This window comes from Streptococcus gwangjuensis, from assembly GCF_028156745.1.
Lineage (GTDB): Bacteria > Bacillota > Bacilli > Lactobacillales > Streptococcaceae > Streptococcus > Streptococcus gwangjuense_A.
Window position 1 is genome coordinate 1 of sequence record NZ_JAODJG010000032.1, and the last position, 17,977, is coordinate 17,977.

The following is a 17,977-nucleotide window of genomic DNA, read 5'->3' on the forward strand; positions in this document are numbered from 1 at the left end:
TTAGAGACAAAGGCATTTCCAAAGTCAATTTGATGGAAATCATTTTTCACAATTTTGCCTTTTTCTACAAGCAAACGTGCAGGAAGCTCAATCGTGATATTCTTAACTGGTTTCACATAGTTTTTATAGAATGAAGCAGAATCTTTCGCTACCCAAAGGTAAAATTCGCCTTTAGGATTCAAACCAGCTTCTTTCAAAATGCTTTGAATTTCTTTTGTGCGTTGTTTTTCAGAAAGAACATGGTACATATTAAAGAGCGCTTTAACATCTTTACCAGTAGAATCCTTCATAGTGATTTTGCTGTCATCTACCTTGTAAGCACCATCTTGAACATCATCTGCCATAGCCCATGTCTTACCATAAGTTTTAGAATCAGCAGTAAACGTTGAATAAGGCTTATAATCAGTAGTCAAACGGAATTTTACATTCTTATCGAATGTATTAGCCCCATCAATATTATGTCCGAATGTATCAACAATAGCCTTTTTAGGTTTTGGAGTTAATGGTTTCACACGCAAGCGTGAATAGTTCACTTTGACAGTAGGAACTAAAGGCATTTCAGGAATTTTTTTCTTCTCTGGTGGAGTTGGAGCAGGTGGAGTTGGAAGTGTTGGACGAGGTACAAACTCTTTTGGTTTTTCCAATTTAGGTTTAGGAATTTCTTTGGTATCCTTTTGTTTCAATTCAGGTTTACGTGGAGGATCCAAAGGGATAGTAATTGGCACAGTTGAACTTGCTTTACCAAACAATCCAACAGCCCAACCATCTTGATAGAAAATATCCTTATCGGCAAGGTTTTTGCCACCATTTTGTCTGATTACTTCTGCTCGTTTTGACTCAATTTCTTCCTCACTTGCCACACCTGCACCGATATGATAAGCAAAATTAAAGCTAGAACCATATCCAACAGAAAGAAGTGAACCAAGTGGAATATCTGACTCGTCTCCAACGTTTTCGTAATATTTACCACTAGCAGACTTATGTTCGCCCTTAAAATATTCTTTGCCACCACGAGTAATTTTCTTAACATCTGAACCGTTAGGGTTAAGGACAATGCCTTCTGAACCGTCTTGGTAAGTGAAGCGTAACTCCTGTCCCCAGTCAATGTCGTTGAAAGTTGAAGCAATCGCTGTCACAGCAGGTTTATTTGTCTTTTCATAGAATAAATCAACTTTAGTATCAAATTGAATCAAGTTCCCATATACAAAGTTAATAGAGCCACTTCCATTATCTTTACGAACATAAATTCTAGTATCACTTAACGGTTTTCCATCTTTTACAAAATAAGCTTCAGCACTATTAAAAGTAAACTTAGCAGAGATTTTCTTACCATCTTTACTTTCAGCAACATTGTGAAGCGTGAATGAATCGCCTGCCTTTGGATTTACAATTTCAGCAAAATATTCAGGATTTTTCCCAAGCAATCCTGCACGACTACCACTAATAGTAGTGTCAGAGTGCAAACCAATATAATCTTTTACAGCAGTTAGACCGTCAATACCTTCAAATGAAGCTGTTAGGTTGCTGTAATACCCAACGCTACCATGCTTGCTGTTGTCGTAATCACCATAAACCTTGATATGAGGTTTTTCAGCTTTTACCCCCTTCTTAGCAAGTTCTGCTTTTTTCTTGTTATACTCAGCAAGATCACTTTCATATTTTGCTTGTTTTTTATCATAGTCAGCTTTTAGATCAGCATTTTCCTTTTCAACCTTTTCATTATAGGATTTTTGATCTGCTACGTTTTTGTTGTAGGTAGCTTCTTTTTCAGCGTTGTCCTTTGCAATACGCTCATTTTCAGTTTTGGTATCAGCTTCTTTTTTAGCATTGTCAGCAAGAATAGCCTTATTTTCAGCTTCAATACGTTTGACTTCTGCTTTATGATCATTTACAGCTTTTTCATACGCTTCTTGTTTAGCCTTATTTTCAGCTTCAATTACTTCACGTTCTTTAGTAGTTTTATCTACCTTAGAAGAATAATCATCAGTCACGGCTTTGACATTTTTTTCCTGTTTAGCATAATCAGCTTCAATTTCTTTTTGCTTTTCTGCAACTGTTTCAGAAGTTGAAACACCTTTATCTTGAACAGCTCCAACTTCAACTTTAACACCAGCATTTTTAGCTTCAGTAACAGCTTTATCAAGGTTGTCATGAGCAATAGGAACTTCTACTTCTGTTTTCTTTTCTACTGCAACAGGTGTAGTAGGTTTTACTTCATCAGCAGATACAGTCCCTTGAAGTCCCATTCCCAAAATACCAAGCGCAAGAATAACTCCACACGCACCAGCTACTTTTGTCTTACGGATTGAACCGTAAGCCTTAAATTCTTGTGTCTTTGACATCTATTTTTTTCTCCTTTTTTTCTATAAATAAAAATTTCAATTTTACAATCCCATTCTATGATGGTGAACGAGATCGTTTATAAACTACTAAAATCATTTTTTCTCCTTTTCTATAAACAAAAAAAGCCAGTTAAAACTGACCTTCTAAAATTTTACCCATCTACTTAAAATAATATTACTTATTATAAAATAACTTTCTCAGATTCAACATTTTTTTAAAACTCAATAATCACTCCATTTTCTCTAAAATAAGCATACGTTCTTTCGATTTTAGAAATTATCTTGCTGTAATAACAACGAGTCAACTGTCCAACACCATACAACTGATAATATAAATCTTCACAGCATTTCTTTGATGATACATAAACATCAGCACCATTTTTTACATGAGCATAGATTTTCAAATTCCAGCAGAATCTACTATAGATTCGATTATACTCTTTTATGATCCATTCTTCGGAATATGTTCTTAACCCCTCTTTATAACCATACTCTTCGATTTTAACACACCTCTCTCCTACTACTCAATCTTATCTACTAGGTCAAGTAAGAATTGCTTCACTTCACTCTTATGAACATATTTAGTCTTATCATCAGCACTAAAGCGAATAGTCTCTTCATAACTTTTTCCTTTAGTCAGCATTGTTACCAACCCATGAGAAAATTGATGGTGACAACCTAGATTATCTAAATCTTTAGTAGACAGAACATCCTCTCGATCAACACTAAAACTTTCTTCAACATTGATAAAATCATCAATCTTACAGTTATAAAGGTAAGCTAACTTATACAGCTTATCAAGACTAGGTTCACGTTCTCCACTTTCATATCGAGCATACGCTTTCGGTTGAATCTCTAAATACTTTGCTAAGTCCTCTTTCGACTTATTATACATTTCTCGATACAACCGAAGAGCCATCGACACATTCAACATAAATTCTTTTCCTCTCTACTTTAATGTGATAATCGAAAAGAAAACCACAAACAACACAAATACAAACAGAATTATCAAATGACTAAACATCCAATAAATCAAAAACATCATCAAAATAAGCATAGACAATAGCATCCCAACTCTTACTAAGTAGATCCAAATATCCATCTTTCCTCTTTTCTATTCTCTACTCATATTGTTAGTTTACATAAAAGAATACTTTCTTATATTCCCTTGTGAAAACTAACAATACTTTCAATTCTTATCAGGACAAAACCTGTATTATAAAAATTAAATGATTGTTAATTTTGTTTTTTGAGTAAAATTAAAAAGGCTTATATTTCAAAGCCTTTTTTTGTTACTCTTTTTTGTATGCTCTTATCTTCGCACACTTTCAGCTATATAGCCTACTCCCTTCGCCAAGGTCACAGATTTAAGGATAACTCAATACCCCCTCTTCCTTACCCAAAGGCATTAGCAAGATTTTACTCTTACACACCGACCATACGATAAAGCCTCACTATCTCACTCTAGCTACCTCTTCAAAGTATCATTGACTGCTCCACAGCCATCAGTTCCCTTTTCTTATCTACTAAGGCGAAAGGACGAAACGCCCAACGTGAACTTTACAAACTCTAAACTCCTTGCTAACCACATTTACTTATGGTATAATAATACCGGTTATAAAACAAAAAACAAAATATCGTAAACAGCTTAGTAAGATGGAAACACACTTTGCTGGATTTTTGTTTTCAAAAAATATTAGAAAAGAGAACATTATGACTGAAATCATTACTAAAACAATATCCATCATTTACAATATTGTGAAGTTGATTATTCATCTTTACATTAAATCTTTTGACTCAAATCCATATTTGACAACTTTTTGCACAATATTCATCATTATACGTTATCTATGCTTTCCTTAGTCTTACTAAAAAGTCAGCAAAGAGTTTAGAATCTATAAAGTTTTGTAGATACATTTCATGGAATCTAGCTATATAAAATACTATCTAGCTTGATTTCTCGTCTGCTCTATGATAGAATACAACCGAGAATACTTCTTTCCCTCTCCTTTATAAAGATAACTTGAAAGCAAACTTTGAATAGATTTAGCCCATTCAAAGTTATCTTAAACAGGAGGTGCGGATATGAAAAACGTTCTCATCAGATTGTTTTTATTCATCTATGTTATTGTGAAACTATTTATTTCACTTTACAAAGATTGTTTAAACACAACCCCTAGAATGACAATCGCATTTACAATCTATACGATTATAAGATTGTTATTTTAGTAGTAAGCTAGGTTTTTACCTAGCTTATTTTGTTACAACTAAACTCCATGAAACATATCTACCATCAGACAACTTGACATTTTACTATTTTTCACTTATAATTAAATTGCTACATTTAATATTCGTGTTTGGTCAGTGTCTATCATTGCCTGACACGTTTTTTTATTTAATTTTCAAAGACCAATAACTACTATCGTTAGTTAGAGAAAACAACTTATACCTATTATCACTTTTAAAAGAAATCACTCAATCTTTTACTTGAAACAAAACTCATATTTGCAAACATTGATTATTCTTCTAAAAATTTTTAGATACAGATAGGTTTCACTCTAGCTAGCTTTAATAGCTCTAGCAGTACAAACAACTCATACTTGATTGTACTAAAGAACCATTAAATTAAATAAAGGAATCTATATTATGGCAAAGAGTAAACTTCACCCTTTTGTCCTCCAAGGAAACCATCTCAAAGATGACTTCAATTCCCATAACAGAAATTGTTATCAAGAAAATGCAAAGAAAGTTACAAAGAGGAAAGTTGATAAAGCTAAAAATATGGACAAGGCTTTCAAGACCCGCTCTAAAGGAAAATTGACTATCCTAATTCCTGTCCGCAAAGGAAACGAGATTATCTTTCCTAGTCGAACAAAATAGTCTCAAAGTCAATATAATCTTCAGACGGAACTTCATTTATCTCCTCGTCTAACTTCAACAAAACTTTTCCTAGCGCTTGACGATACATCAATGAAACACGTTCAATATCATTTAGACGAATTTCCGAGAGTCCCTGCATATCATATTTATCTCTAAGACTTTCTACCATTTCAAGATTATCTTCACAAATTCTTGAAATATCTGAAATAAACGAGAACATTTGTAATTTTGTTTTTTCTTTATTTGAGAAAGTTGACTGTTCCATTCTCTACTCCTCATTTATTTTATGAAAGGTATTGACTTAACAGCTTTTAATCTGTATTATTATAATACAACTTTTTATCTGTTTTGTCAACAGGTTTTTTAAAACTTTTTTATGTTTTCTAAAAATTTAAAAGATTTAAGATTGAAAGCCAATCTTACTCAAGTACAAATTGCTCAAGAGTTGGATATTACTCAACAATCCTATCAAAAATGGGAAAGCGGTAAAAGCAAACCAAACCTTAACACCCTTGAAATGTTTTCTGATTTCTTTGGGGTTTCTATCGAAGAACTTCTATCTGATGGGACTGTTCGTATCGAATCGATCCTCAACGCTGATAAAATCTCTTACAAGAACCAACTACTTTCAGATGAAAACGTTGAGTTTATTAAGAAAACTATAAAAGACATATTGTAATCGAAATTGAAAATTTATATCACTTTCGATATATCTATTATATATCGTTTCCGATATATTGTCAACACTTTTTTTAAAAAAAATTTTATTTTTTACTTAGAAAGGATTTCTTATGTTTTCTGAACGACTAAAAGAACTAAGAAAAAACACGGGCTATACTCAAAAAGAAATTGCCGAACACATAGGAACTAGTCAACCCTCTTATCAAAATTGGGAAAAAGGTTCACGCAAACCTTCCAGAGAAACCATACAAAAACTAGCCGATTTTTTCAATGTTTCTACTGATTATCTACTAGGTCAAACGGATATTCCAAATTCAACTTTAGAAGCAGACATCGACACAGCTATTGATAACTCAGTCGCTTATGATGGTACACCAATCACAGATAACGATAGAGAGATCATCAAAGACTTCCTAAAAGACTATTTTGCAAACAAAAATAAGTATGAACCTAAATAAAGTTATAAAAGAGATAGAACAATTAAATTGTAAAGTGATCACTCTTAAAAACTTATCAAGTAAAGGTAGATATGTACTTGTAAATAACCAGCACTTTATTTTTCTTCGTTCCGACACAAGCGATATTGAAAAAATAAATGTACTTCTTCATGAAAAACACCATTTAATCAATGATGATTGCAACAATTCACTTTCTCAAATTGATACTTTTAAAAGTCACATTGAAAACAACAGTGAAAAAGGACGAATCCTTGATTTTATGAGTTTAGTGAACAGTGAATATCCAATAGATGAACACTTTAACTATCAAGACTACCTTAAAAATGCTGAAATTCCAGCCAGCTATGAAAACTACGTTAAAGAAATAGCTACAAATTTTTATAATGAAAACAAAAAAAATAACATTATCTAATGATAGTGTTATTTTTCTATTTCCGAACAAATTTCAAATACCTGGTTGCCCATTTTGACCTAAAAAACGAATCAAATATCCAGGAACATTTAATTTTCCTTCGCTTTTTACTCTAAAATAACATCTCCCCAAAACTCACCATTACAAGTCACAAACAATTCATTGTCTAAATAACCTGTAAAAAAACCTCCGCCTTTTTTATTGAAATCAAATTCAACAAAATAAACTTCTAAATCTCCTTCATATTCTTTCTTAACTGTCATATCTGAACCAGCTTCCATTTCATCTAGCTGATCCGAATACTCCTTCAGAAAATCTCTCACAAAATAATTAAATTTTGAAATCATGTTTTTGGGAACTCTATCCTGATAACTTATTTCTTTAATTTCCATATTCTATCTCCTTAACTAGCCAGCAATAATTTCCAAAAATCTTATAATTCTTTTTCCAATTCTCGTATAATCGAATATAAAGATTCTTTAGTTTTGGGAACAGATTCCTTCAATATCCCCTCTACAATTTTAAAATTCAAATTTGAATAGTTATGATAAATAAAATTTCTAAAACCTTTTATCTGAACCCAATTTATCCTATCAGAATACTTCTGTTTTACTTCCTCTGATAATTTTCCTAACGATAACTGTTCTCCTACTTGTCCTAAATTCATAGCGATAGAATCAACTACCATATCATCATCTAAAGGTAAATTATATCTTCTTGCTTTATCCAAAACAGCAACAGCCTTATCAAGATATAAAACCATATCCTTCAAATACGCTATATCAGTTTCAAGAGATTGACTTCTCATAAATAACCTCTCTATCATTCAAAAAATTTTTCTTAACTAACTTCCCAATATTCGTTTTAGGAGAAAGTAAATCACTAACCAATAGAATATCTATATTACCATCAAAAATAGTTAAAAGCCTACCATATACATCAAAATATATCGAATCATCCTCTAACTCCAAAGCAATATCAACATCACTTTTTCCATCAGCTTCACCCCTAGCATAAGAGCCAAATAGATAAATTTTAGATAAATCATATTGTTTAGCAATAGGAACAATTTTTTCCTTTATCTGATCTATTGTATAAACCATAACTAAACCCCTTTGTATCATATATAGCCATCTTTTATTTCAGCTTACTCAGAATCAAGTTTAACATCAAAAGGAATGCTCCTTGTCAACACACTTTGCTTCAAAAATAACTTCACAGCAGTTGACATATCCAACCCCAACTCATTAAAAATTGCAGTCGCTTCTTTTTTCAACTCATCATCTACTCTTACAGCAATTTGTGACATAGCATTCTCCTTTTCTTCTTGTATATCTATTGTATCACTTTTAGAAAGACGATTCAACTTTTTTATATATCAGTAAATACAAAATAAAATAGACCAGCTTCCTGATCTACTTTATTCTATATTCATTGACTAAAAATATACAGTCCTTGGTTAGTTTTTGGTTAATTTCTTTTTTTATTCAATTTCTTAGCGCTAAAAACCTTTTAGAATCAAGAAATCTGACTTCCTCTTTAAATACAGTCTATTATAACATAAATAGACGACTTTTTTCAAGTAATGAATGCGCTTTTCAATGATAGGAAAGGTACTTGCTTGCTTCCTTGATACTAAGGTCAGCTACTAAAAATTATTTACTCTACCAAAAAGTTCTGAATGGCTGATATGGCAATTTTACTAAAATTCTCATCAATACGATGACTTCCACCTTCTACAGTCACCAGTTTAGCATTTGGAATTCTTTGGATAGCATCAACTGAATATTGATAGGGAGCAATTGTATCATTCGTCCCATGTACAATTAGAGTAGGAGCAATAATCTTCCTCTGTACATCTTCAATATCAATATCTAGTGCATCTATCAGATAAATTTTACCCAAGCTAGCATTATGATGTGTCAGACTATCAGGGAGTTGATCAAATGATGGACTTCCAAGATTTTGATAAGTTTCCTCCACATCATCAAATAAAACATAAGCGGGGAAAATCAGGCCGAGTTTGTAGATTTGTTCAGGATTAGCAGCCGCATACAGACTAGCCACCACACCACCCTGACTGACACCTATTATGCTCAGATGATCCTTATCAACATAACTTTCTGAAGTCAGTTTATCTACTACGTTCGTTAAGTCTGTTAGCTCTGTTTTTACAGACATTTGAAGCATATCTTGACCGCCACTTTTAGAATTACGACTTCCTCCATAATAGTCAAAACCATAGACCAAAAAGCCTTGCTTTGCTAACAATTGGATATAATCCTTATACATATCAAATGTATTGTTAAAGCCATGTGAGATGACAACTACTGGTAATTTTTTATTTTTATAATCTTTAGGTGCTGTGATTTGACCATACAGTTTTTTATCTTCATAAGCAACCGTATATTCCTCGGTAACAATATCATCTGTCGGAACTAAATGGCTCTCTTGTGTTTTAGGTGATTGATTCGTTTCTTGACTAGAAGTAGATGAAATACTTTCTTCAGCTTGAATACGAGGAGATGTATTCTCTCTATTTTTCCAAAATAAGATTCCTCCTCCTATTACAAGACCGATAGCTAAAATGCTTACAATATATTTCATAGATTTTCCTTTTTGTTATTTTTTTAAATTATACTCAATGAAAATCAAAGAGGAAACTAGGAAGCTAGCCGCAGGCTGTACTTGAGTACGGCAAGGTGAAGCTGACGTGGTTTGAATTTGATTTTCGAAGAGTATTAATGTGCTAGTATTAAAACTCCTCATGCCCCACCAAGTGGTGCTGAAAGGCATAGACTGCAGCCTGGGTACGATCGCTGACCTCAAGTTTGGCTAGGATGTTGGACACATGGGTCTTGACCGTCTTGAGAGAGATAAAAAGTTCATCAGCGATGCGCTGATTTTCGTAGCCCTTGGCAATGAGTTGAAGTACATCTCGCTCACGCGCAGTCAAGTCTTCATGTAGTTCTATGTGATTGCGGTGGTATTCGACCTTCTTGCTAACCTCCTGCTCAATGGCCAGCTCCCCAGCAGCTACCTTACGGACAGCATGTAGTAATTCATCTGCACTAGAAGTCTTGAGCATATAGCCTCGAGCACCAGCATTCAAAACCGGCATGATTTTTTCATTGTCCAAGTACGAAGTCACAATCAAAATCTTGGCCTCAGGCCATTCTTTGAGGATGGCCAAGGTTGCATCAATTCCATTCATCTCAGGCATGACAATATCCATGACAATGACATCTGGACGCAGTTCCAAGGCCAAGTCAATCCCCTGAGAACCGTTTGCTGCCTCGCCCACAACTTCTACATCGTCTTGGAGGTCAAAATAGCTTTTCAAGCCCAATCGGACCATTTCATGGTCATCAACTAGTAAAATTTTCATCTTTACTCCTTTATCATTCCTTATCGAGCAGAGGAATACGGATATCAACTGCCAGCCCTTGTTTAGGAGCTGTCAATAGCTGAACCGTCCCTGCCATATCTTCAACCCGCTCCTTGATATTGCGGAGTCCATAACTCAGGTCATCTAAACTCCCCAACTGGAAACCAATCCCATTGTCCACCACCTTCAGCTGCAATTGAAAATCTGTCTGATAGAGATAGACATCCAAACAAGATGCCTGAGCATGGCGGAGGGTATTGCTGATCAACTCTTGCAGGATACGGAAGATATGCTCCTCGATTTTCTTAGGCAATTTCGTCACATTTTGCTTGAAACTAACCTTGAGATCACTCTTGTCCTCAAGCTCTTTTAAGAGAATTTGAATTCCCTCAACCAGACTCTTTTGCTCCAGTTCAACTGGTCTCAAGTGTAAGAGCAAGACTCGCAAATCCTTCTGGGCAGTTTCTAAAATAGCTGTGACACTCTGCAACTGGGTCTGCATCTTTTCTCTATCCAATTTCAAAACCTGCTGACTGACACCTGACAAAATCATGTGAGCCGCAAATAACTCTTGACTGACTGTATCGTGCAAATCCCGAGCAATCCGCTTCCGTTCCTTCTCAATGATTTCCTCTTCCTGAGCAAGACTGTGATTTTCAGCTTTTTGAAGAGCTTCTGTCAAAAGATTAAGTTTGCCAGACAAGGACTTGAAACTGGCATCCAAATCTGGATCTGCAACCCGAACCACTTCTTGCCCTGCCAACAAACGCTTGAGATTAGCCTGCATTTTTCTTAGAGAAAGCTCTTCGATACCTCTCCAAAACAGAGCTAAGAGAAAGGTCAGGGACATGCTGAATACCAGCAGCAAAAAGACAAATTTTTCTGTTTTTTCGACATCATGCAGGAAAATAGACCAGTCAAAGTCAAGGATTTCCATCAAGCTGTGGGAGAAAAACAAGACAAATAATAAGGAGGTGAGAGCAATGATTACATAGGCTTGTTTTTTCATCCTCTGATCACCTCCACATCCCCAATCATAGTAGTCAAGAAAATCTTGACACTCTTGTTACTCTTGAGATAGTCTTTTGTTTCTTGATGATAGTGTTCATTGCGGAGGGCACGCTTGGGCTGGTTGAAAAAAGTCAAATCACCATAGAGACAGTTAACGCTGAGACTAACTTCTACATCTACGGGCACAATGATTTTAGTTGTTCCTACCATCTTTCTGAGGATAATGACATTGTCGTGATTGGTTAAGATGACCCTCTCCAGATGAATAGTGTCCTTGCCCATGAGACGAAAAAGATTGATATCATCAAACTGGCAAGTCTGGTAGCTTGAAAAATGATGGAGATTTCCAAACCAACGATTTTTCTCCTTCTTAACCGTTACCACCTCTTCAAAAACCAAATTGGTCTGCTCTTTTTCCTGGTTCATCATCGGATAAAGAAGAAAGAGGCTATAGATGACCGCAACAAAAATAGCTAATATCACAAAAGGATTGAGCATGACGATGAAAAAGAAGAGAATGGTTGCCACTACTAAGAGAAGATTATTGCCTTCTTTACCAGTGTAATAGCGAATCAAAAGCAAAAAGAGGAATAAAATCAGCAGAAAACGCGAAAAATGCTCTGATACCATCAAAATCAGAGCTCCTGTCAGAAGACAGGCTTCGATAAATAAAAAGATTTTAAATTTTCTCATAGGTTCATCCTCTCCCTTCTATTTTATCACAATTCAAAAAAGTCACCTCGGTCTGAAGATGGAAAAAAGGCGGTGGTTACGCCTTTTTCATCTGATCATTTGCTTCTTTTAATTTTCCATAAAGAAGATAGTCTACTTTTTGCAGATCTGCTATGGTGGCACAATTAAGGGCACACATGATGAGTCGTAAATCATCTTTCCAACCCTGAACAATAGCAATGACCTCTTCAATCGAGTGGTTTTCTACTAACTCTAACATAGTTCGAGAAAGACCGACTGCCTTGGCACCAAAGACCAAGCACTTAATCATATCCAGCGGATTCCGAACGCCTCCACTGACCAAGAGTTCGACCTTGTCTTTCCATTCTTGAGCATTGAGAAGGGCTTGCATAGTAGACTGTCCCCATTGATTGAGGTAATCACGTTGGCCACTGCGGCGGTTTTCAATATAGGCAAAGCTGGTGCCACCACGACCTGACAGGTCAAAGGTTCGAACGCCCAATTCATAGGCTCTCTCGATGGTCTTCACATCCATTCCAAAGCCCACTTCCTTGAGGACAATAGGAACGGGGATTTGCTTGCTATAGTCTGCCAGATGCGATTGCCAGCTTCTGAACTTTCGTTCTCCCTCAGGCATGAGCAATTCCTGCATAACATTGACATGCACTTGCAAGAGAACAGGATTCATCTCCGTCACAGTCTGAAGTCCTAACTCGACAGGCTTGTCCAATCCAATATTGGTTCCAAGAAGGAGATTTGGATGACTAGCCTTGACAGAAAAAGAGGCATCTGATGGATCTTTGAGGGCTGCGCTATAAGAACCCGTTACAAATAAAATTCCACAGGCTTCCGCTACTTGAGCCAGATTTTGATTGATTTCTCTCCCCTTATCACTTCCACCCGTCATGGCATTGATATAAAAAGGAAAGTCCCACTTTCGACCAGCAAACTCTGTCGACAGATCGATTTCATCCAGGTCGTAAAAAGGCAAGGAAGAATGAATCAACTCCACCTCATCAAAGCTATTATAGGAACTTTTCTGCTCAAGGGCATAGCGGATGTGCTCATCCTTACGATTTGTCGTCATGGCCTATCCTTTCTTGGTATAAGAGCTCAATCCCCAGATCGGCCCAACGGTTCTTTAGGGTTTCAGTTGATTGCTCATCAAAACTCAAGGCAATACCACAGTCCCCACCACCAGCACCGCTACTCTTAGCAACAGCCTGCAAATCTTGACTGGCCTCTTTCAGCTGTCTAAGCGAAGGCGTGTAAATATCTGCGCTCAAGCCTTCTAAAAGCTTGCTGGCTGCTTCTACTTGCTCGATGCTTTTTTCTACTTTCCCCTGCTCCAAGGCTTCTACCAAAGCAGCCACCGTTTCTTTTGAGGAATTTAAAAAATTCTGATTGATATTTTGCTTGATTTGTTGAACCATATCACTAGATACAGCCACTTCCTTGGTCCATCCCACTAGGAAATCACATTTTAGGGGAGGTTTCACTTGCGAAATTGAAAAGCCCCAATCACGCTCTAAAACTGTCAACAAATTTTCTTCTTCCAACCAAGCAGCCACCTTCTGGCGATCAAATGACTGGTAAAGAACCAATTCCTCTGCCACAATACAGGCAATGTCCCCCATAGAACCATTGTCTCCGCGCTTGAGCAAGACAGCACTGGCCAGTTTGAACAAGAGATCCTGATTCACTGAAACATCATACAAAGCCAGCAGAGCCTTGATAACCAAGACAACGACGCTACCGCTAGAACCCAGACCAAACTTTTTCCCTTCTCTTTCCATTTTTCCTCGGATTTCCAAAGAAAAAGGTCGCAAGGTCTGCCCACGATGAACGAGGAAATCTTGCACTAAAGCAATTGTTTCTTGAATCAAGCTATAGTCAGGATTTGGTGTCAAATCTATTGCGAAATCAAACATATCCGAATAGATACGGTAGCTGTCAGAAAAAGCAATCTCGCCCTTCATATAGATGGGAATGGCCTTTATCAAGGCCAACTGCCCTGGCTCTAAAATAGCATATTCGCCTGCCCAATAGAGTTTTCCGCAAGTTTTAACAGCAATCATCTTGGCTCAAATCCTTTGTTTTTGACACAATCAAGCGATAACGTTGACCGAAGATTTCTGATAAATGCTCCAAGTCTTTCTCCTGACAGAGAACCTTGACATTGGGACCAGCATCCATGGTAAAGTAGCAAGCTTCTCCTTGCTCACGAAGCTGGCGGACAAAGTCCATGGCTTCATAGCTTGCATCGGTCATATAAGAAAAGGCTGGTGATGCTGTTTTGGTCGTAGCGTGCATAGCCAGGGCATTTTTCTCCGTTAATTCCCCAACCTTGGCAAAGTCATTTTCCTTGAGATAAATCAGCATATCCTGATAGTCTTTCTCAGACTGACGGACCCAGTCATCAAAGGTCGTCGATGTCTCCACACAAAGTTTCATCCCATCACGACTAGAGATTGGTTTTTTCTTGTCCTCTAGTACCAACATAATCATAGCTAGTTTCAAGTCTGTCTCTACAGGGTAAATTTCTCCGCTATCCTTATCCCAAGCACCTAGTGGTCCATAAAAACTCCGAGAGGAAGAGCCTGAGGCAAACTTAGCCTCCTGTGCCAACTGGCTCCGAGTCAATCCAAGCTTGAAATAAGCATTACAAGCCTTGACCAAGGCAGACAAACCACTAGAACTTGATGACAAGCCCGCTGCCGTAGGCATATTATTTTGAGTATCAATTCGAACAAAGCCCTCACCAGCTGGACGGTAACGGTCAATAATCTTGCTCATCTTGACATGCTCCGCCTCACTCTGTAGCTGACCATTGATGTAAAAGACATCAGCAGTCGCATCCGTCGGTAGAGGCGACAGGGCCGTCTCTGTGTACATGTTTTCCAAAGTCAGAGAGATGCTGCTAGTAGCAGGCACCATCTCTTTTTCTTTTTTCTTTCCCCAATATTTGATAATAGCAATATTTGCGTAAGAACGTATTGTTACAGGCTCTCTATCCATGTCTGAACAGCTCCTTTCTCTTCTAATCTTTCTGCTAGTTCTTGAGCTTGAGTCAAATTGGTTGCCAAGGCTATGATACAGCCTCCTAGCCCACCACCGCTCATCTTGGCACCCAGAGCACCATGGCTAAGAGCCGTTTCAACTAGAGAATCCGCCTCAGGGCTACTAACACCAATTTCTTTTAGATGTAAATGCGCTTGACTAAGGATTTGTCCCAGTCCTTCAGCATCTTTTCGTGAAATCGCTTCTTCTGCTTGCTGGGTCAATTCTCCCAGGGCATGCAAAAACGGCAGGGCATCCTTGCCCTTGTTTTGAACCACTTGAATGGCTTCACGAGTGTGACCATAGACGCCCGTATCTGCAATGACCAAATAGGCAGATAGATTCATCTCAAGCTCTGTAAATCCTACGTTCTTAATAAAGCGAATAGGCTGGTCACTGAGACAGGTCTTGGCATCCAAACCACTTGGATTCATATGAGCAATCATCTCCGCCCGATTGACCAAGATTTCTAGTACATCATGAGGCAGTTCTGCCTGATAGTAGTCAAATACCGCACGAATAGCCGCTATGCTGATAGCAGCCGACGAACCCATTCCCCGTTTTTCAGGGATAGCCGAGTCAATCTCACAGCGAATGCAAGCCTCTTTGATATCTAAATACTCCAGCGAAGCATACACCGCCATGGACAAGGTATCCTCCTCATAAAGACGCCAAGGACTCGCTGCAGGAACTACCTTACAAGTCACCTCCACCTCCAAAAGAGGCAGGGAAATGGCAGGATAACCGTAAACGACTGCATGCTCCCCTATTAAAATTATCTTACTATGTGCCTGACCGACACCAACCTTTTTTGTCATGTTATCCTTTTACTAGACGAAAAAGCCGTCTCATTTTTTCCTACAAGTATTTATTCTCTCCTATCTATTTTATTATATTTTCACAAAAAAAGCGATTGTTTCCTTCACAATCGCCTCTTTCATTATTGAACCCATTCGCCATTATAATTGACAGAATAGCCATCTACGGTCGTATTCACTGCTAAAGCACCTGAGCTATAAGCATAGTACCATTTGCCATTGACCTGGAACCAACCTGTCTTCATATCTCCATTACCTGCATTTAGGTAGTACCAAGTTGAACCTTCTTGATACCAACCAGTCGCCATTGCTCCTGATGAACGGAGATAGTACCACTTGTTACCAAGGTTTTGCCAACCAGTTTTCATATCGCCATTTGGCTCATCTAAATAATACCAAGTCGAACCTTCTTGATACCAACCAGTCGCCATTGCTCCTGATGAACGGAGGTAGTACCAGTTATTACCTAGATATTGCCATCCTGTTCGCATAATGCCAGTTGCTGGATCTAGGTAATACCATGGAGCCGCTTTAAGCTTCTCTTCATCATAGGTTAGAGGATAATCCTTGATCCAACCACGTGCTAGCTCCCCAACCGTTAAACTGTCGATACCAGCATCGAAGCCACCATCCTTCAGTAAATAATACCAGTGCCCCTCATCATAAACCCAACCAGTTTTTAAGGTGTGATAACTACGTTGATCTTTAAAATAATAGACTCTTTTCTCTGCTGGACTATCATATTGTTCCCCATGATGTTTGTTGGTATTTGTAGCAGTTTTTGCTTCTAAAACTTGCTTACCAACAAAATCTTGTAGTACCCCATCTTGACCAAAGTAAAACCAATCTGGTCTAAAAGCAATATCTTGCCTTAGAGAAGAACCAATCGTAACCCCTTCGTGTGGAGCAGGTATATATTGCCAGCCGACAACCATCTCTCCAGATAAAGGATCAAAATAATAGTACTTACCATCAATCACTCGCCAGTAGGTTTCTTTGATGTCACCCTTCTTGTAGTAGGTTCTTCCGTTTTCTTGTACAAAATGCCATCCTTCAGAATCATCTGCAAATACTATATTTGTAGCTAGAAAACCAAAGAATATTGCTGCTAATCCAACTTGCATCATTTTTTTCAAAAGTTTCATGTATATACCCTCCAATATTAAATCCACTCACCAGATGAGGCGAAATTATAAACTTTACCATCGATAGTTTGGCTACCTGTAACCATTGCTCCATTTGAATTGAGATAATACCAGTTTCCATTTACTTTTGTCCAACCTGTCTTCATATCTCCATTACTTGCATTTAGATAGTACCAAGTTGAACCATCTTTCACCCAACCAGTTGCCATAGCTCCTGATGAACGGAGATAGTACCACTTGTTACCAAGATATTGCCAGCCTGTTTTCATATCGCCATTTTCAGCATCTAAATAGTACCAAGTTGAGCCTTCCTGATACCAGCCAGTTGTCATAGCTCCTGATGAACGGAGGTAGTACCACTTATTGCCAATTTGCTTCCAACCAGTTTGCATGATACCAGTTTCTGAATCTAGATAGTACCAAGTGGAAGCATCTTGAATCCAACCAGAACGTTTCTCACCACCAAGATTCTTATTCCCAGAATTTCCTGTTTTTGCTAGGTAATACCAGTTAGATTGATCATAAAGCCAACCTGTCTTTAAAGAATGATCTTGATCAAAGTAGTAGTATGCTAATTTAAGAACTTCGGGACCTTCCCAGCCTTCACCATGTTTTTTCCCAACGGTTAAGGAATCTTTTAGCTCTAATTGTTTCCAACCAACAAACTCTTGTAGCACTCCATTTTTGTCAAAGTAATACCATTCTGGCATTGGGGAACCTTCTAATCTTATGCCATTAGGGTAAGGACCAATTGTATATCCTTTAACTGGCATTGGAATGTATTGCCAACCAACAACCATTTCACCATTGTAATCAAAATAATAGGTCTTACCATCAATCACTCGCCAGTAGGTTTCTTTGAGTTCCCCCTTCTTGTAGTAGGTTCTACCATTTTCTTGGACAAATTTCCAACCTTCTGAATCAGCATCATCCGCCAATACTGCACTTGTTGCTAGCAGACCAAAGAAAAAGATTGCTAATGCAATTTGCATCAATTTTTTTACTGTTTTCATTAGACGTATCCTCCATGACTGATTATAGCAAAGACCAAACTGCATGTCAATATATAGAAAACTCCTCAAAAAAAAG

General features: G+C 37.3%; 20 protein-coding genes. 3 read left to right on the plus strand and 17 right to left on the minus strand.

The window, feature by feature from the left end:
• The 3 genes from N5909_RS05080 to N5909_RS05090 all read right to left on the minus strand — a co-directional run.
• Positions 1–2,342: SspB-related isopeptide-forming adhesin (locus N5909_RS05080; protein ID WP_271630905.1), on the minus strand; the 2,342-nt coding region annotated here is incomplete at its 3' end.
• A gap of 520 nt (positions 2,343–2,862) precedes the next feature.
• On the minus strand, positions 2,863–3,276 hold the full coding sequence (locus tag N5909_RS05085; RefSeq protein ID WP_271630907.1) for a helix-turn-helix transcriptional regulator: 414 nt from the start codon (positions 3,274–3,276) through the stop codon (positions 2,863–2,865).
• 1,929 nt (positions 3,277–5,205) lie between these two features.
• Positions 5,206–5,487 (minus strand): hypothetical protein, encoded by a 282-nt coding sequence (locus tag N5909_RS05090; RefSeq protein WP_000438215.1) that lies wholly within the window; start codon positions 5,485–5,487, stop codon positions 5,206–5,208.
• 111 nt (positions 5,488–5,598) lie between these two features.
• On the opposite strand from N5909_RS05090, the gene N5909_RS05095 reads away from it, so the two are divergent.
• From N5909_RS05095 to N5909_RS05105, 3 genes are all read left to right on the plus strand, one after another.
• Positions 5,599–5,901 (plus strand): helix-turn-helix domain-containing protein, encoded by a 303-nt coding sequence (locus N5909_RS05095; RefSeq protein ID WP_271630908.1) that lies wholly within the window; start codon positions 5,599–5,601, stop codon positions 5,899–5,901.
• A gap of 112 nt (positions 5,902–6,013) precedes the next feature.
• A complete protein-coding gene (locus N5909_RS05100; protein WP_271630909.1) occupies positions 6,014–6,361 on the plus strand; it encodes a helix-turn-helix domain-containing protein in 348 nt (115 codons plus the stop codon).
• On the plus strand, positions 6,348–6,773 hold the full coding sequence (locus tag N5909_RS05105) for an ImmA/IrrE family metallo-endopeptidase (RefSeq protein WP_271630910.1): 426 nt from the start codon (positions 6,348–6,350) through the stop codon (positions 6,771–6,773). The genes N5909_RS05100 and N5909_RS05105 overlap by 14 nt, the downstream gene beginning before the upstream one ends.
• A gap of 107 nt (positions 6,774–6,880) precedes the next feature.
• Here the strand turns inward: N5909_RS05105 and N5909_RS05110 are convergent, their stop codons facing one another.
• The 14 genes from N5909_RS05110 to cbpJ form a co-directional block, all read right to left on the minus strand.
• The gene (locus N5909_RS05110) at positions 6,881–7,165 is read right to left on the minus strand and encodes a hypothetical protein (RefSeq protein ID WP_261027623.1); all 285 of its coding nucleotides are present in this window, start codon (positions 7,163–7,165) and stop codon (positions 6,881–6,883) included.
• 41 nt (positions 7,166–7,206) lie between these two features.
• Positions 7,207–7,581, minus strand: coding sequence for a DUF86 domain-containing protein (locus tag N5909_RS05115; RefSeq protein ID WP_001257562.1), 375 nt, complete (start codon positions 7,579–7,581; stop codon positions 7,207–7,209).
• The gene (locus N5909_RS05120; RefSeq protein WP_000263129.1) at positions 7,562–7,876 is read right to left on the minus strand and encodes a nucleotidyltransferase family protein; all 315 of its coding nucleotides are present in this window, start codon (positions 7,874–7,876) and stop codon (positions 7,562–7,564) included. Before N5909_RS05120 ends, N5909_RS05115 begins: the two co-directional genes overlap by 20 nt.
• A gap of 44 nt (positions 7,877–7,920) precedes the next feature.
• Complete coding sequence (locus tag N5909_RS05125) at positions 7,921–8,082, minus strand: type II toxin-antitoxin system RelB/DinJ family antitoxin (protein WP_000077978.1); 162 nt, start codon at positions 8,080–8,082, stop codon at positions 7,921–7,923.
• 350 nt (positions 8,083–8,432) lie between these two features.
• Positions 8,433–9,380 (minus strand): alpha/beta hydrolase family protein, encoded by a 948-nt coding sequence (locus N5909_RS05130; protein ID WP_033682276.1) that lies wholly within the window; start codon positions 9,378–9,380, stop codon positions 8,433–8,435.
• Between the two features lie 148 nt (positions 9,381–9,528).
• The gene (locus tag N5909_RS05135) at positions 9,529–10,161 is read right to left on the minus strand and encodes a response regulator transcription factor (protein ID WP_033682277.1); all 633 of its coding nucleotides are present in this window, start codon (positions 10,159–10,161) and stop codon (positions 9,529–9,531) included.
• Positions 10,162–10,174: 13 nt separating this feature from the next.
• Positions 10,175–11,170 carry a sensor histidine kinase gene (locus N5909_RS05140; RefSeq protein ID WP_033682279.1) on the minus strand — a complete coding sequence of 332 codons (996 nt, stop codon included), beginning with the start codon at positions 11,168–11,170 and terminating at the stop codon, positions 10,175–10,177.
• On the minus strand, positions 11,167–11,865 hold the full coding sequence (liaF, locus tag N5909_RS05145; protein WP_033682280.1) for a cell wall-active antibiotics response protein LiaF: 699 nt from the start codon (positions 11,863–11,865) through the stop codon (positions 11,167–11,169). The genes N5909_RS05140 and liaF overlap by 4 nt, the downstream gene beginning before the upstream one ends.
• A 76-nt stretch (positions 11,866–11,941) precedes the next feature.
• A complete protein-coding gene (gene fni, locus N5909_RS05150; RefSeq protein ID WP_033682281.1) occupies positions 11,942–12,952 on the minus strand; it encodes a type 2 isopentenyl-diphosphate Delta-isomerase in 1,011 nt (336 codons plus the stop codon).
• On the minus strand, positions 12,936–13,943 hold the full coding sequence (locus N5909_RS05155; RefSeq protein ID WP_033682282.1) for a phosphomevalonate kinase: 1,008 nt from the start codon (positions 13,941–13,943) through the stop codon (positions 12,936–12,938). The genes fni and N5909_RS05155 overlap by 17 nt, the downstream gene beginning before the upstream one ends.
• Complete coding sequence (gene mvaD / locus N5909_RS05160; protein ID WP_033682284.1) at positions 13,930–14,883, minus strand: diphosphomevalonate decarboxylase; 954 nt, start codon at positions 14,881–14,883, stop codon at positions 13,930–13,932. Before mvaD ends, N5909_RS05155 begins: the two co-directional genes overlap by 14 nt.
• Positions 14,865–15,743 carry a mevalonate kinase gene (gene mvk, locus N5909_RS05165; protein ID WP_033682285.1) on the minus strand — a complete coding sequence of 293 codons (879 nt, stop codon included), beginning with the start codon at positions 15,741–15,743 and terminating at the stop codon, positions 14,865–14,867. The genes mvaD and mvk overlap by 19 nt, the downstream gene beginning before the upstream one ends.
• Before the next feature lie 122 nt (positions 15,744–15,865).
• Positions 15,866–16,888 carry a choline-binding protein CbpF gene (gene cbpF, locus N5909_RS05170; protein ID WP_271630911.1) on the minus strand — a complete coding sequence of 341 codons (1,023 nt, stop codon included), beginning with the start codon at positions 16,886–16,888 and terminating at the stop codon, positions 15,866–15,868.
• 17 nt (positions 16,889–16,905) lie between these two features.
• Positions 16,906–17,901, minus strand: coding sequence for a choline-binding protein CbpJ (gene cbpJ / locus N5909_RS05175; RefSeq protein ID WP_033682287.1), 996 nt, complete (start codon positions 17,899–17,901; stop codon positions 16,906–16,908).
• Positions 17,902–17,977: the final 76 nt, after the last annotated feature.

Excerpts from the sequence above, each read along its gene's own strand:
- N5909_RS05085 (WP_271630907.1), bottom strand. The coding sequence starts at position 3,276 with ATGTTGAATGTGTCGATGGCTCTTCGGTTGTATCGAGAAATGTATAAT.
- N5909_RS05090 (WP_000438215.1), bottom strand. The coding sequence starts at position 5,487 with ATGGAACAGTCAACTTTCTCAAATAAAGAAAAAACAAAATTACAAATG.
- N5909_RS05095 (WP_271630908.1), top strand. The coding sequence starts at position 5,599 with ATGTTTTCTAAAAATTTAAAAGATTTAAGATTGAAAGCCAATCTTACT.
- N5909_RS05100 (WP_271630909.1), top strand. The coding sequence starts at position 6,014 with ATGTTTTCTGAACGACTAAAAGAACTAAGAAAAAACACGGGCTATACT.
- N5909_RS05105 (WP_271630910.1), top strand. The coding sequence starts at position 6,348 with ATGAACCTAAATAAAGTTATAAAAGAGATAGAACAATTAAATTGTAAA.
- N5909_RS05110 (WP_261027623.1), bottom strand. The coding sequence starts at position 7,165 with ATGGAAATTAAAGAAATAAGTTATCAGGATAGAGTTCCCAAAAACATG.
- N5909_RS05115 (WP_001257562.1), bottom strand. The coding sequence starts at position 7,581 with ATGAGAAGTCAATCTCTTGAAACTGATATAGCGTATTTGAAGGATATG.
- N5909_RS05120 (WP_000263129.1), bottom strand. The coding sequence starts at position 7,876 with ATGGTTTATACAATAGATCAGATAAAGGAAAAAATTGTTCCTATTGCT.
- N5909_RS05125 (WP_000077978.1), bottom strand. The coding sequence starts at position 8,082 with ATGTCACAAATTGCTGTAAGAGTAGATGATGAGTTGAAAAAAGAAGCG.
- N5909_RS05130 (WP_033682276.1), bottom strand. The coding sequence starts at position 9,380 with ATGAAATATATTGTAAGCATTTTAGCTATCGGTCTTGTAATAGGAGGA.
- N5909_RS05135 (WP_033682277.1), bottom strand. The coding sequence starts at position 10,161 with ATGAAAATTTTACTAGTTGATGACCATGAAATGGTCCGATTGGGCTTG.
- N5909_RS05140 (WP_033682279.1), bottom strand. The coding sequence starts at position 11,170 with ATGAAAAAACAAGCCTATGTAATCATTGCTCTCACCTCCTTATTATTT.
- liaF (WP_033682280.1), bottom strand. The coding sequence starts at position 11,865 with ATGAGAAAATTTAAAATCTTTTTATTTATCGAAGCCTGTCTTCTGACA.
- fni (WP_033682281.1), bottom strand. The coding sequence starts at position 12,952 with ATGACGACAAATCGTAAGGATGAGCACATCCGCTATGCCCTTGAGCAG.
- N5909_RS05155 (WP_033682282.1), bottom strand. The coding sequence starts at position 13,943 with ATGATTGCTGTTAAAACTTGCGGAAAACTCTATTGGGCAGGCGAATAT.
- mvaD (WP_033682284.1), bottom strand. The coding sequence starts at position 14,883 with ATGGATAGAGAGCCTGTAACAATACGTTCTTACGCAAATATTGCTATT.
- mvk (WP_033682285.1), bottom strand. The coding sequence starts at position 15,743 with ATGACAAAAAAGGTTGGTGTCGGTCAGGCACATAGTAAGATAATTTTA.
- cbpF (WP_271630911.1), bottom strand. The coding sequence starts at position 16,888 with ATGAAACTTTTGAAAAAAATGATGCAAGTTGGATTAGCAGCAATATTC.
- cbpJ (WP_033682287.1), bottom strand. The coding sequence starts at position 17,901 with ATGAAAACAGTAAAAAAATTGATGCAAATTGCATTAGCAATCTTTTTC.